The following is a 13,242-nucleotide window of genomic DNA, read 5'->3' as shown; positions in this document are numbered from 1 at the left end:
TGGCACCCACCGAGGAGACGAGACCGCACCGTGACAGCCCCCGCCCAGGACACCCGTTCCCCGCAGCGTCCCACCGCCCTGGTGGTGGGGGCCAGCGGCATCGCCGGTTCGGCGATCGTCGAGCAGCTGACCCGCACCGAGGACTGGGACGTGCTCGCCCTCTCCCGCAACCCCGTCCCCGGCAGCTCGGCCCGGCACCTCGGCGCCGACCTCCGCTCCCCCGAGAGCCTGGCCGCGGCCCTGGCCGGGGAGCGGCCCACGCACGTGTTCTTCACCGCCTGGTCCCGCCAGGCCACCGAGAAGGAGAACATCGAGGTCAACGCCGGGATGGTCCGCAACCTCCTGGCCGCCCTGGCCCATGCCCCGGTGGAGCACGTGGCGCTGATGACCGGGCTCAAGCACTACCTGGGCCCCTTCGAGGCCTACGGCAAGGGGGACATGCCCGACACCCCCTTCCTCGAGGAGGAGCCGCGCCTGCCGGTGGAGAACTTCTACTACGCCCAGGAGGACGAGCTCTGGGCGGCCGCCGGCCGCCAGGGCTTCCGCTGGTCCGTGCACCGGGCGCACACGGTCATCGGCCACGCGGTGGGCAACGCCATGAACATGGGGCTGACCCTGGCCGCGCAGGCGGCGATCTGCCGGGAGACGGGCCGCCCGTTCGTGTTCCCCGGCTCCGAGGTCCAGTGGAACAGCCTGACCGACATGACCGACGGGTCCCTGCTGGCCGAGCACATGGTCTGGGCCGCCACCGAGGAGGCCGCCGGCAACGAGGCCTACAACGTGGTCAACGGCGACGTCTTCCGCTGGCGCCGGATGTGGCCGGCGCTGGCCGACTGGTTCGGACTCGAGTGGGAGGGCTACCAGGACGCACCGCGGCCGCTGGAGCAGCAGATGCGCGGCGCCGAGGACGTCTGGGCCCGGATCGTCGCCGAGCACGGGCTCGCGGAGCCCGACCTCGCCCGCGTGGCCTCCTGGTGGCACACCGACGCCGACCTCGGCCGGCCCATCGAGGTGGTCGCCGACATGAGCAAGAGCCGGCTGGCCGGGTTCACCGGCTACCGCCGCACCCGGGACTGCTTCACCGGCCTCTTCGACCGCTACCGGGCCGAGCACATCATCCCCTGACCCCCAGACAGGGACCCGGGAGGGGTCAGCCGCCCACGCGGGAGAGGATCGCGGTGAGGGCGGTCCGCACCCCGGTGGAGAGCGTCGGCTCGATCGCCGGGGCGAAGAACGGCGAGTGGTTCACCGGCACGGGTCCCTCCCCCTCGAGGACGGCTCCGTCGTGGCCGCCGAACATCCAGAACACCGAGGGCACCCCGATCGCCGCGCCGAGGGCCCCGAAGTCCTCCGAGCCCATCATCGGTTCGACCTCCACCACGTTGTCCTCCCCCAGCACCTCGCGGAAGCGCTCGACGAGAGCAGCGGTGGCCGCCGGGTCGTTGTAGTTGCGGGGGAAGGTCGAGAGCTCCTCGATGGTGGGCTCCGGGGCCCCCGAGGCCGCCGCCTCCGCGGCGATGATGCGCCGCAGCGCGCCCAGGACGTGGTCCCGGACGGCGGGGTCGAAGGTGCGCACGTTGAGCGTGAACTCGGCCGAGGCCGGGATGATGTTCTCCTTGAGCCCGCCGTGGAAGGTCGCCACGGTGACCACCGCGGCCCGGCGCGCGTCGATCTCGCGGGAGACGATGGTCTGGATCCGGGTGATCATGTGCGCCCCGAGCACGATCGGGTCGGTGGCGTCCTGCGGCTGGGACGCGTGGGCCCCCTTGCCGTGGACGGTGACCCGCCAGGAGTCGGCCATCGCCATGACGTCCCCCGCAGCCCAGCTGACCGTGCCGGCCCGGGAGGGCATCACGTGCTGGCCGAGGACGACCTCCGGCAGCGGCGCCCGCTCCCACAGCCCGTCCTCGAGCATCGCCCGGGCGCCGGCGGCGGTCTCCTCCCCGGGCTGGAAGATCAGCACCACGGTCCCGGCCCAGGCCTCCCGCGCGCCGGCCAGCAGCTCGGCGGCCGTCAGCAGGGCGGTCATGTGCGTGTCGTGGCCGCACCCGTGCATCACGGGGACCTCGGTGCCGTCCTCCAGCCGCCCGGTGGCGGTGCTGGCGTAGTCCAGACCGGTGTCCTCGGCCAGGGGCAGGCCGTCGGTGTCGGCGCGGAAGGCCACCGTGGGCCCGTCCCCGTTGCGCAGCACCCCGACCACCCCGGTGCCGCCGCAGCGGAAGTTCTCGATGCCCAGGGCGGTGAGCCGCTGCTCGAGCAGGGCTGCGGTGGCGTGCTCCTGCATGGACAGCTCCGGGTGGGCGTGCAGCTCGCGGTACAGCAGGTGCATCCGCCGGCGCAGGTCGTCGGTCAGCTGGAGGTCCGTGGTGGTGCTCATGGTGCGGGGTCCTTTCGGGAGAACGGTGCTAGCCGATGCGGAGGTCGTCGGAGGAGGCCTCCGGCTGGGGCGCGACGGGATCGGCCTCGGCCGACCTGTCGCGCAGGAACCATGCCAGCACAGCGGTGGCGATCACCGCGATGGCGGTGCCGAAGAACGCCAGGGTGGGCACGGTCGGCACCAGCAGGAACACGACGGCCGCGGCGACGACGCCGGCGATCACCGTCATCCGCAGGTTGCGGGTCGAGACGACGGCCTGCACGAGCACCGCGCCCAGCACCGAGGGCAGGATGTAGGTCTGGACCACGGCGACGACGTCGGCGGGCACGACGCTCACCAGCCAGGAGCCCAGGAGACCGACCAGGACGAGCAGCGAGACCAGGTGCACCATGGCCGCTCCGCTGATGGCCATCACCGCCGCCAGCTCCCCGCGGCGGGTGCCGGGCTTCGCGCCGATGGCGGACTGGGCGATCAGCGCCGAGGGCAGCAGCTTGTTGGAGATGTTGCCGATCATGAAGGCCTGGTACATCGAGGCCTGGCCCAGGATCGGGTAGTAGGTCAGCGGCTCCACGATCCAGAGCACCCCGAAGGTGCCGGCGATGGCCAGCAGGGCGGTCCAGATTCGGGCCTGGTCCACGTCCAGGCCGGAGAAGAGCACGAGGTAGGCGGGGCCGGCCAGGGCGAAGAGCAGCCCGGCGATCATCGTCAGCCGGCCCCAGCGGGCGGTGGTCGCGTCGAACTGCTCCAGGGCGGGGACGGCGGCGGGGTTCACGGTGGTCATGGCAGAAGTCCTTCGGTGGGTCTGACGCACGGTCTCGGGCACGGGCTCGGGGACGGTCTCAGGCGGTCGGGAAGACGCCGGCGCCGACGGTGGCGTAGGTGACGACCAGCGCGGTCAGGATGGCGATGCCCAGCGCCCACTCGCGGATCCACTGCGCCCGGAGGGCCTTGGCGATGCCCAGGCACACCGCCATCACGGCCGCGGAGGCGAGGAAGGCCACCACGTGGTTGCCCGACTTCGGCAGCTCCCCGAGCCCGAGGGCGAAGAACGCCCCGAGCAGGGCCGCCCCGGGGACCACGGTCATCACGGCGGGGTTGACCTTGCGCAGGCTGACGTCGCCGCGCTTGAGCAGCGGGGTGAGGACCAGCGTGGCGAGCATCCACATCGCCCCGCCCAGGCTCATCGCCATGAACGCCACGGCGAAGACGCCCTGCGTGTACGTCGGGCCGCCCAGGTCGGCCCCCATGGTTCCCGCGGCGATGCTGGCCGCACCGGTCTCGAAGGACACCGACCCGATCAGCCCGATCCGCACCAGCACGGCGGGAGCGCCGAAGACGGTCAGCAGCGCGACGGCCACCAGGGCCACGGCCAGGGACGGCCCGATCGCCGAGACCGCCCCGGCGCGGAAGGAGGTCCTCAGCTCCGCCGGGCTCACCCCGGCGGCGGGGGCCGCCACACGGGCGGCCCGGACGTAGATGACGGTCTGCACGACGATGACGGCGAAGACGCCGAGGGCGCAGATCCACAGCACGGGCAGGTTGGCCACGGACAGGATGTCGGTGGAGGCGCCGTCGACAGCGGTGCGCAGGTTCATGGGAACTCCCGGAGGTGGTCGGATCGGCGGGGAAGGAGAGGCGGGGCCACGAGGAGTCCGTCGCCGGCGGACATCTGCTCCGAGCGTGACGTGACGCCGATCACTCTCATTGGAGATCTTCGATAAACTGCACCGAATGCACTCTCGACCGAAGGGACGAGCATGGAGCTGCCACCGGAGGACCTCGAGCTCGTGCACGCCCTGCAGATCGCACCGCGGGCGTCCTGGACCCAGCTGGGGGCCGCGCTCGGCCGCCATCCCACCACGCTGGCCGCCCGCTGGGACCGGCTCCGGGCCGACGGCCGCAGCTGGGTCACCGCCCACCTGGGCACCTCCGGCACGCAGGGCTGCGCCACCTTCATCGGCCTCGAGTGCCGCCCGGGCCGCCGGGCGGAGGTGCTGGAGCGGCTGTGCGCCGTCCCGGAGATCGGCACCGTGGAGGAGTCCGCGCGCGCCTGGGACGTCCGGCTCACCGTCCTCACCCGCAGCTGGGAGCAGATGACCCGGGACGTGCTGCCGCTGGTGCGCGCCGATCCGGCGATCCTGCGGGCCCAGCTCACGGTGGCCACCCGGCTCCACGCCATCGGCAGCAACTGGCGCCTGGACGTGCTTTCCCCGGAGCAGCAGCGCCGCGTGAGCGCACTGCGCTCGGAGGCGCACCGCCCGCACGGCGCCGTCCCCGCCCACCTCGAGGAGATGACGGCCGTGCTCCAGGCCGACGGGCGGGCCACCGCCGCGCAGATCGCCGCCGCGACCGGGACCCACCCGACGACGGCGGCCCGGCACCTGCGCCAGGCGCTCGAGACCGGCCTCGTGGCTCTCCGCTGCGAACTGGCCCAGCAGCACTCCAGCTACCCGGTGTCCTGCCAGTGGTACGTCCGGGTGCCGCCGGCGCAGCTCGAGGCGGCCGTGCGCTGCCTGCGCTCCCACCGGACGCTGCGCCTGTGCGCCTCGACCACGGGCGACACCAACCTCACCTTCCTGCTCTGGCTGCGCACCCCCGGGGACATCTTCGACGTGGAGGCGGAGCTGCAGGCCGCCGCGCCGGGGGTCCAGGTGGTCGAGTCCGACGTGGGGGTGCGGACCCACAAGCGCATGGGCTGGATGCTGCGCGACGACTCGACCGCGACCGGCGAGGTGGTGACCGAGCTCGGCCCGGCCGCCCCGTGACGCCGTGCGCGGTCCTCAGCCCCGGCCCGGCTCCCGCAGGAGGTCCGCCGGGACCAGGTGGGCGTCCCGGACGCCCTCGAGCAGCCGGGGGTCGACCGGCGTGCCGCGCCGGAGGACGCTGATCGTGCCGGCGGCCTCGAAGACCACGCACGCGACCTCGTCGGGGCTGCGCACCCCGGCGCCCCGCAGCGCACCGAAGAGCTCGGACTCCACCACGTGGACCCGGCGGAGGTTGGCCTCCAGGACCCGCTCGCCGGCCATCAGCAGCACCGCCCGGTTGTTCATCAGCGCCGACACGCGGATCCCCGCGCGGAGCCGGCCGAAGCCCGCCTCGAGCGCGAACAGCGTGCCGAGCCCCAGCACGCCCGCGGCGAGCGTGGGCGTGTCCCCCAGGACCGCGCGCCCGGCCACGGCACCGAGCATGACCACCACGACCGCGTCGAAGGTCGACAGCCGGGACAGCACGCGCTGCCCCAGGACCCGCACCATGAGCAGGAACGCCAGGTAGATCCCCACCGCCGAGGCCACCACCGCCAGCGCCCCCGGGGCGTCCACGCCGAGGCGCGCCACGGCGTCGTCGAGCACCGGTCAGACCTCCTGGTCCGCGAACTGGGTCTCGTAGAGCTCCGCGTAGCGCCCGCTCACGGCGAGGAGCTCGGCGTGCCGGCCCCGCTCCACGATCCGGCCGTCCTCGACCACCAGGATCTGGTCGGCGGAGCGGATGGTCGAGAGCCGGTGGGCGATGACCAGGGCGGTGCGCCCTTCCATCGCCTCGCCCAGTGCCGCCTGGACGTAGGCCTCGTTGGTGGAGTCCAGCGCCGAGGTGGCCTCGTCGAGGATCACCACGCGCGGGGCCGCGAGCAGCAGGCGGGCGATGGTCAGCCGCTGCCGCTCGCCGCCGGAGAGCCGGTAGCCGCGCTCGCCCACCACGGTGTCCAGCCCGTCCGGGAGGGAGCGGATCACGTGCTCCATGCGGGCCCGGGCCAGCGCGTCCCACAGCTGCTCGTCCGTGGCCTCCGGCTTCACCAGGGCGAGGTTGTCCCGGATCGACTCGTGGAACAGGTGCCCGTCCTGGGTGACCATCCCGATGGTCTCCCGCAGCGAGGCGAAGGTGGCGTCCCGCACGTCCGTGCCCCCGATCCGGACCGCTCCCGAGGTGACGTCGTAGAGCCGGGCCACGAGCTGGGCGATCGTCGACTTGCCCGCGCCGGAGGACCCCACGAGGGCCACCGTCTGCCCCGGCAGGACGGTGAAGCCCACGCCGTGCAGCACCTCCTCGCCGCCCCTGGTGTCGAGCACCGCGACGTCCTCGAGCGAGGCGAGCGAGACCTCCTCGGCGGAGGGGTAGGCGAACCGGACGTCGTCGAACTCCACCGACGCGGGCCCGGCGGGCAGCGACCGGGCCCCGGGCCGCTCCTGGATCAGGGGGACGAGGTCGAGGATCTCGAAGACCCGCTCGAAGCTCACCACGGCGCTCATGACGTCCATCCGGGCGTTCGCGAGCATGGTCAGCGGGGTGTACAGCCGGGTGAGGAGCAGGGCGAGGGTCACGACCGCGCCGGCGTCCAGGTTGCCGAGGATCGCCTGCGCGCCGCCGAGCCCGTAGACGAGCGCCAGGGCGAGCGCCGAGACCAGCGTCAGGGCCGTGACGAACACGGTCTGCAGCATCGCCACCCGCACGCCGATGTCCCGGACGCGGCCGGCACGGCGGGCGAACTCGGCGGCCTCGGCGTCGGGCCGGCCGAAGAGCTTGACCAGGGTGGCGCCGCCGGCGGAGAACCGTTCGGTCATCTGCGTGGACATGGACGCGTTGTGCTGGGCCGCCTCCCGCTGGAGGTTCGCCAGGCGCCCGCCCATGGCCCGGGCCGGGACCAGGAAGATCGGCAGCAGCAGCACGGACAGCGCGGTGACCTGCCACGAGATCGAGACCATGACGACGACGGTCAGGATCAGGGAGACGATGTTGCTCACCACGCCGGAGAGCGTGTTGGAGAACGCCCGCTGGGCGCCGATGACGTCGTTGTTGAGCCGGGAGACCAGGGCCCCGGTGCGCGTGCGGGTGAAGAAGGCGATCGGCATCCGCTGCACGTGGTCGTAGACGGCGGTGCGCAGGTCCAGGATGAGCCCCTCGCCGATCAGAGAGGAGAGCCACCGGTTGAGGATGCTCAGCCCCGCGTCCACGACCGCCACGGCGGCGATGGCCACCGCGAGCCATACCACCACGGAGACCGCGTCCCCGGCGTTGATCGCACGGACCACGTCGCCGGCCAGGATCGGGGTGACCACGCCCAGCAGCGCCGTGAGCACCGAGATCACCAGGAACACCGTGAGCCTGGTCTTGTGCGGGCGCGCGAAGACGACGATGCGCCGGAGCGTGCCCCGGTCGATCTTCCGGTCCTTGACGTCCTGGCCCTGGACGGTGCGCCACAGCACCATGTACGGCGAGTTCTGCATGCTCATGCGGCCAACCCCGATCTGCGGGGATCGCCCGCGCTGCACCAGACGCGGCACCGTGGTGGTCGTGCGCGCCGCGCCGCCACCGATTTTACGCGGCCGCGCCGACACGTCCGCGCCCGCCCGCCGCGGCCCGCCGACGGAGCGCCGGACGACGACGGGCCCCCGCGCCGCAGGATGCTGCGGGCGGGGGCGGGTCGCTCCGGCGCGGGAGGGGTCAGGCCCGGGCGGACCCGCGGCGCCGCGCCGCGACCAGGTGGTCCAGCGACCAGCGGCCGGCACCGGCCAGGACGAAGAGGACGGACGCGGCGGCGAGGAGCAGGACGAGCTCGACCCCGCCGTCGGCGGCGAAGAAGCCCGCGGGAAGGTGCACCAGCACGAGGGCGCCCAGCATGGTCAGGGCGAGCAGGGCGGCGACCACGCGGGTGCCGAGCCCCAGGAGGAGCATCAGCCCGCCCACGAGCTCGAGGACGGCCGCGACGGGCGCGGCGAGCTCGGCCGCCGGGACGCCCATCTGGGCGAAGGAGGCCTGGGTGCCGGCGACGGTCCACTCGGTGACCTTCTGCCAGCCGTGCAGGAGGAACGTGGTGCCGAGGACGACGCGCAGGACGGTCAGGCCGAGGGTCGCGGCCGAAGAGTCGGCGGTGGGGACGGTGGGGGCGGAGGAACGGGCGGAGGACGTGCGCTGCGGCACCTGTGTTGTGGACATGTCACCACAGTAGGGGGCAGATACTTTCCGTGTCAAGCTTCTAGGTGAAGGGGGCCCGGTGTCACGGCTGGTCCGAGGCCAGTCCCCGGGCCGTGGGGCCGGCCGCGGCGTCGTCGACCATGCGGCCGATCAGCGCGAGCTGCTGGACCTGCACCGGCGTCAGCCGGTCGATCACCGTCCGCCGGACGTGCTCCACGTGGCCCGGGGCCACCTGCTGGACCCGCTCCAGGCCGCGGTCGGTGATCTCCGCGAGCACCACCCGCTTGTCCTGCTCCCCACCGGCGCGCACCACCAGGCCGTCCCGCTCGAGACGCGCGACGATCCGGGACAACCGGGACTGGGAGGTGTTGGTGGCCGCCGCGAGGTCCGACATGCGCCGGCGCCGGTCGGGGGCCTCCGAGAGCATCGCGAGCACCAGGTACTCGGCCAGGCTGAGGTCCGCCTCCGCCTGCAGCTGGGACTCGATGCTGCCGGGCAGCGTGAACATGATGGAGACGAGCGCCAGCCAGGCCTCGCGCTCCTCGGGGGACAGCCATCGGGTCTCGGTCATGGCCCGATTCTACGAGCCGATCCTTGACGCCTCATGGGAACGCGTCCGCCGAGCGCGCCCCATAATGGAACCCATGGACTCCCTCGGCACCTGGCCCCGGCCCGTACCCGCGGACGACCGCGACTTCGACGTCCAGGTCATGCGGCGGCTGCGCACCGCTCCCGGCGAGGACGGGGCGCCCGACCGCCCCTCCCTGGGCGAGCGCCTGGGCACGTCGCTGCTGCTGGTGGTCCCGGTGCTGACCGCGCTCGCCGTGGTCCTGCTGTGGCAGCAGTGGTCCCGGTCCGGCTCGGTGCTCTACCTCGCCCTCGTCGCCGTGGTGCTGGTGGCCACGGCCCTGTGGTGGACGGCCCGGCTCAAGCGCGCCTTCAGCACCGCGCAGGGCCGGCTGGGCGCCCGCCTGGCGAACGTCGTGGAGCACGGCGTGGGCGTCGTCCGGGAGGTCGCCCTCGAGCCGGTCGCCGAGGACGCGTCCGCCGCCGGGCGCACGGGCGGGAGCACGGGCGGGAGCACGGCGGCGGACGCGGCGACGGACGGCGGCCGGGTCCGTGCCCGGCTGGAGCTGTCCGTGACCCCGGTGCGGGGGGACCGCTTCAGCACCTCCGTGGAGGCCCTGTACGACGCCGACGCCGCGCTCCTCCTGGAGACCGGCTCGCACGGGCCCGTCCGCTTCCTGCGCGACGACCCGGAGGGCACCACCGTGATCGACACCCGGCTCTCCGAGGAGCAGGTCGCGCAGGTCTACCGGGGCGCAGCCCTCAACTGAGGGCGGCGGCTCACTCGTCGCGCCGGCCGGCCGCCCGCTGCTCCTTCTCGACCCGCAGCCGGAGCTGGTCGCACAGGTCCTCGCCCGCCCGGAGCAGCTCCGGCATCCGGTGCCGCTCCGTGGTCTGGGCGCGGAAGGCGTCCGCCACGCCCACCCCGTGCCCGGCGCGGCGGACGAGCTCGACCGGCAGACCGGCCCGCAGCGTGCCCGGCTCCAGGACCTTGAGGTAGGCCCCGGAGCGGCCCCGCTCCGTGAAGCGGCGCAGCCAGCCGCGCACCTCCATGCTCGCGCGGAACGTGCCGCAGGGGATGCGGGCGTCCGTGACCTGCAGCAGCACCCCGCCGATGCGCCAGACGTCGCCCAGCCGCGCGTCGTCGACGTCGACGCCCGAGAGCGTGAGGTTCTCCCCGAAGGAGCCGTCGGGGATCTCCCGCCCCAGCTCCTGCGCCCAGAAGTCCAGCTCCTCGCGCGCGAACGCGTACACCGCCTGGTCCGTGCCGCCGTGGTACTTGCCGTCCCCGATGAAGTCCCCGGCCAGGCCAGAGCCGACACCACCCCTGCGGGGGCCCGGGTCGCGGACCTCCACCGGTCCGTCCACGGGGCGCTTGCGGATGCCGGTGGCGCGGTTCGGCCGGGCGGGGTTGACCCCGGACCGTCCCACGTTGACGCTGTGCACGCGTCCGGTCACGGCCGGACGTCCTCGCCGGGGCGGCCGGCCTCGTCCTCGGTGCGCTCCTCCAGCTCGTTGTGGTGGGTCGGGGAGTAGACCGCGGAGCCGATGAGGTACCCGGAGCGGGCCAGCGCCATGCTGCCCACGGCCGAGGTCACCAGTTGCAGGACCACCGCGACGATCAGCTTCACCGCGTTCTCCACGCCGGGCAGGAAGAAGAACGCCCCGGTGAGGACGAACGAGACGCCGAGGCCCGTGGCCGTGGCGACCGCCGAGGACCGGGTGTAGAGGTCGGGGAACCGGGTGATCCCCACCGTGGCGCTGAGGAAGATCAGCGAGCCCAGGACGATGAACGCCTGTCCCACCACGCTCATCCACAGGGTGTCGTGCATGATCGGGTCGAAGTCCACGGTCACCGCCTTCCCTTGGTCAGTGCGCGTGCCAGGGACAGGGTCGCCAGGAAGCCCACGAGGGTGGCGATGAGGACCAGGTCGAAGACCGGAGGGCTCATCGCCAGCACGCCGAACAGGGCGATGAGCCCCACCACGGAGGAGAACAGCAGGTCCGCGGCGATGGCCCGGTTGGCGTCGTTGGGGCCGCGGAACATCCGCACCCCCGCGACGAGGACGGAGGCGGCGAGCACCAGCACGCCGAAGAGGATGCCGATCATCGGGGTCCCCCTCCCGGTCGGATGCCGTTCAGCATGTGGGTCTCCATCTCTCGCAGGCCCGACCGGGCGTCCTGCGGTCCGTCCGAGTACATGGCGTGCACGAAGATGTCGTAGCCCTCCGTGCCCGGAGCCCCGTCGTCCCCCGTGCCCACGTCGACCGCGGGACCGTCCGCGCCGCCACGGGTCCGGGCCACGGTGGCCAGGGTCAGGGTCCCAGGGGTCAGGGTGATGAGCACGCTGAGCAGGACCGTCTCGAACTCGCTGCGGCACCGGGTCCGGTAGCGGACCACGATGGGCGAGGACCCCTGACCCGGGGTGAGCACGTCGCGGGTCACCGCGGCGTTGGAGAGGACCAGCTCCCAGGCGTACCAGAGCAGGAAGCCGATCAGGCGCAGCGGCCAGGTCAACCACTTCACGAGTTCACCACCGCCTCCACGAACGCGCTCGTGTCCACGAGCCCGTCCGCCGCCGTGGCGGCGACGCCCAGCAGCAGCTCACCGCCCACACCGAGGACGAGGGTGACGACCGCCAGGACGAGGGCCGGTGCGATGAGGCCCACCGGGATGCGGCGCTCCTTCGTGCCGTCCGCGGCGACGACCTCGCTCGACGAGTCCTCCGGATTCCCCAGGAACATCTTCCCCCAGATCTTGAGCAGGTACAGGAGCGTGAACAGGCTGACGCCGACCGCCACGAGGGCCACCACGACCTGCTGCTCCTCGAACGCGGCCAGGATCAGCGCCAGCTTGGCCACGAACCCCGAGAACGGCGGGATGCCGGTCAGGGACATGGCGGCGGCGAAGAACACCACGGCGGTGAGCGGCTCCCGCCGCAGCAGTCCCGTGACCTCGCCCAGCGGCTGCCGCCCGTAGGCGATCTCCACCGCACCGGTGGACAGGAACAGGGACACCTTCACCACCGTGTGGTGCAGCAGGAAGAAGATGCCCGCGGTGAGTCCGGCGGCCCCGAACAGGGCGACGCCCAGCAGGATGTAGCCGATCTGGCTCACGGTGGAGTAGGCGAGGATCGCCCGCGCGTCCCGCTCCCCCACGGCGCCGAGCACACCGACCACCATCGAGACGGTGAAGACCACCAGCCCGATCCACAGGTACTGCTCCGCGCCGTCGAAGATCACGGCGTAGATCCGGTAGATCGCGTAGACCGCGATCTTCGTGTGCAGCCCCGAGAACAGGGCGGTGACGGTGGGCGACATGAAGGGATAGGTGCGCGCCAGCCACCCGTGCACGGGGACCACCGCCGCCTTCACGGCCAGGGCGGTGAGAGCAACGGCGACCGACACGGCCACGGCGGTGGACTCCGCGGCCCGGCCCGCCAGCTCGGCGAGGTTCACGGTGCCGGCCGTGCCGTAGACGAGCCCCACCCCCGCGAGGAAGATCGTGGAGGCCAGCAGGTTGACGCTCACGTAGATCCGCGAGGACGTGACCTGCATCAGCCGTCCCCGGCCGCGGTGGGCCAGGATGATCAGCGCGTAGGACGGCACGAGCATGACCTCGATGAACACGAACAGGTTGAACAGGTCCGCCGTGAGCAGGGCTCCGTTGAAGCCGGCCGTGAGCACGAGCACCAGGGGGCCGAAGTAGCGCTTCTCCGCCTGCCCCGAGACCACCCCGAACCAGGAGCTGACCAGGGTCACGAAGCCGGTCGCGGTGAGCATGAGGGCGGTGAACAGATCGGCCGCGAAGGGGATGGCGATGCCGGCGGGCCAGCCGCTGATCCGGTGGGCCAGCACGGTGCCGCCGTCCAGGAGGGTGGCCACGAGCCACACGGCCCACACCACGTCCGCCCCGAGGACGGCGAGCAGCCCCGCCTTGCCGATCCGCCCGGAGCCGCCGGCGAGCACCAGCAGACCGGCGGCCAGCAGCGGGACGATGACGAAGAACGGGATCAGGTCCGCGCTCATGCGCGACCACTTTTCGAAATGATTTTCGCCTGGATCGAGGACTCGCTCTCGTTCCTGCCGCCCCTCGCCTTCCTCGTGGCGGTCCGCGTCGCCGGCCGGCGCCCTACGCCCCGCCACCCCTACGGCTACCACCGCTCCGTGGGCGTGGGCCACCTCGTGGCGGCGGTCGCGCTCCTGGCGATGGGCGCGTTCCTCGTGGTCGAAGATCGGAAGAGCACACGTCTGAACTCCAGTCACGTCCGCCACGACCTCCAGGACCGAGCGCCCCCGCACGGGCGCGGCGAGCGCCTGCTCGAGCTCGGCGACGCCGGCCGCACGCCGGTGGGCCACGCCGTAGCCGGCGCACAGCGCGTCGAGCCGGGC

General features: G+C 73.0%; 15 protein-coding genes. 3 read left to right on the top strand and 12 right to left on the bottom strand.

Going from position 1 to position 13,242, the window contains the following annotated elements; genetic code table 11:
- The first annotated feature begins 30 nt into the window (after window positions 1-30).
- Window positions 31-1,125: an SDR family oxidoreductase gene (locus H488_RS19440; protein WP_017831729.1), complete on the top strand. Its 1,095-nt coding sequence runs from the start codon at window positions 31-33 to the stop codon at window positions 1,123-1,125.
- 25 nt (window positions 1,126-1,150) lie between these two features.
- On the opposite strand, the gene H488_RS19435 is transcribed toward H488_RS19440, so the two are convergent.
- The 3 genes from H488_RS19435 to H488_RS19425 are packed head-to-tail and all read right to left on the bottom strand — an operon-like array spanning window position 1,151 to window position 3,972.
- Window positions 1,151-2,377 carry an amidohydrolase gene (locus tag H488_RS19435; protein WP_017831728.1) on the bottom strand — a complete coding sequence of 409 codons (1,227 nt, stop codon included), beginning with the start codon at window positions 2,375-2,377 and terminating at the stop codon, window positions 1,151-1,153.
- Window positions 2,378-2,405: 28 nt separating this feature from the next.
- A complete protein-coding gene (locus tag H488_RS19430; protein ID WP_017831727.1) occupies window positions 2,406-3,158 on the bottom strand; it encodes a hypothetical protein in 753 nt (250 codons plus the stop codon).
- A gap of 58 nt (window positions 3,159-3,216) precedes the next feature.
- Window positions 3,217-3,972 carry a DUF5058 family protein gene (locus H488_RS19425; RefSeq protein ID WP_017831726.1) on the bottom strand — a complete coding sequence of 252 codons (756 nt, stop codon included), beginning with the start codon at window positions 3,970-3,972 and terminating at the stop codon, window positions 3,217-3,219.
- A gap of 162 nt (window positions 3,973-4,134) precedes the next feature.
- Between H488_RS19425 and H488_RS19420 the strand changes: the two genes are divergently transcribed.
- Window positions 4,135-5,142, top strand: coding sequence for an AsnC family protein (locus H488_RS19420; protein ID WP_017831725.1), 1,008 nt, complete (start codon window positions 4,135-4,137; stop codon window positions 5,140-5,142).
- A 15-nt stretch (window positions 5,143-5,157) separates the two neighbouring features.
- Here H488_RS19420 and H488_RS19415 read toward each other — a convergent pair whose 3' ends face one another.
- From H488_RS19415 to H488_RS19400, 4 genes are all read right to left on the bottom strand, one after another.
- Window positions 5,158-5,727, bottom strand: a complete 570-nt coding sequence (locus tag H488_RS19415; RefSeq protein ID WP_017831724.1) for a DUF421 domain-containing protein — start codon at window positions 5,725-5,727, stop codon at window positions 5,158-5,160.
- Between the two features lie 3 nt (window positions 5,728-5,730).
- A complete protein-coding gene (locus tag H488_RS19410; protein ID WP_051063693.1) occupies window positions 5,731-7,578 on the bottom strand; it encodes an ABC transporter ATP-binding protein in 1,848 nt (615 codons plus the stop codon).
- A 235-nt stretch (window positions 7,579-7,813) separates the two neighbouring features.
- A complete protein-coding gene (locus tag H488_RS19405; protein WP_081615660.1) occupies window positions 7,814-8,305 on the bottom strand; it encodes a DoxX family protein in 492 nt (163 codons plus the stop codon).
- Between the two features lie 61 nt (window positions 8,306-8,366).
- Window positions 8,367-8,855 carry a MarR family winged helix-turn-helix transcriptional regulator gene (locus H488_RS19400; protein WP_017831721.1) on the bottom strand — a complete coding sequence of 163 codons (489 nt, stop codon included), beginning with the start codon at window positions 8,853-8,855 and terminating at the stop codon, window positions 8,367-8,369.
- Between the two features lie 73 nt (window positions 8,856-8,928).
- Between H488_RS19400 and H488_RS19395 the strand changes: the two genes are divergently transcribed.
- Window positions 8,929-9,621 carry a hypothetical protein gene (locus H488_RS19395; protein WP_017831720.1) on the top strand — a complete coding sequence of 231 codons (693 nt, stop codon included), beginning with the start codon at window positions 8,929-8,931 and terminating at the stop codon, window positions 9,619-9,621.
- Window positions 9,622-9,631: 10 nt separating this feature from the next.
- On the opposite strand, the gene H488_RS19390 is transcribed toward H488_RS19395, so the two are convergent.
- From H488_RS19390 to H488_RS19370, 5 genes are read right to left on the bottom strand one after another with little or no spacing between them, the layout of a single operon-like run.
- Window positions 9,632-10,309 carry an MOSC domain-containing protein gene (locus tag H488_RS19390; protein ID WP_017831719.1) on the bottom strand — a complete coding sequence of 226 codons (678 nt, stop codon included), beginning with the start codon at window positions 10,307-10,309 and terminating at the stop codon, window positions 9,632-9,634.
- On the bottom strand, window positions 10,306-10,701 hold the full coding sequence (mnhG, locus tag H488_RS19385) for a monovalent cation/H(+) antiporter subunit G (RefSeq protein ID WP_237740394.1): 396 nt from the start codon (window positions 10,699-10,701) through the stop codon (window positions 10,306-10,308). The genes H488_RS19390 and mnhG overlap by 4 nt, the downstream gene beginning before the upstream one ends.
- A gap of 2 nt (window positions 10,702-10,703) precedes the next feature.
- On the bottom strand, window positions 10,704-10,961 hold the full coding sequence (locus tag H488_RS19380) for a monovalent cation/H+ antiporter complex subunit F (RefSeq protein ID WP_017831717.1): 258 nt from the start codon (window positions 10,959-10,961) through the stop codon (window positions 10,704-10,706).
- The gene (locus H488_RS19375) at window positions 10,958-11,377 is read right to left on the bottom strand and encodes a Na+/H+ antiporter subunit E (RefSeq protein WP_017831716.1); all 420 of its coding nucleotides are present in this window, start codon (window positions 11,375-11,377) and stop codon (window positions 10,958-10,960) included. Before H488_RS19375 ends, H488_RS19380 begins: the two co-directional genes overlap by 4 nt.
- Window positions 11,374-12,879 (bottom strand): monovalent cation/H+ antiporter subunit D family protein, encoded by a 1,506-nt coding sequence (locus H488_RS19370; protein ID WP_017831715.1) that lies wholly within the window; start codon window positions 12,877-12,879, stop codon window positions 11,374-11,376. The genes H488_RS19375 and H488_RS19370 overlap by 4 nt, the downstream gene beginning before the upstream one ends.
- Window positions 12,880-13,242 lie beyond the last annotated feature (363 nt).

Origin of the sequence: Kocuria sp. UCD-OTCP (assembly GCF_000349605.1) — a bacterium.
GTDB classification, from domain to species: Bacteria; Actinomycetota; Actinomycetes; order Actinomycetales; family Micrococcaceae; genus Kocuria; species Kocuria rosea.
Note: the sequence above shows the minus strand (reverse complement) of the source record. Positions and strands in the feature narration are given on the sequence as shown.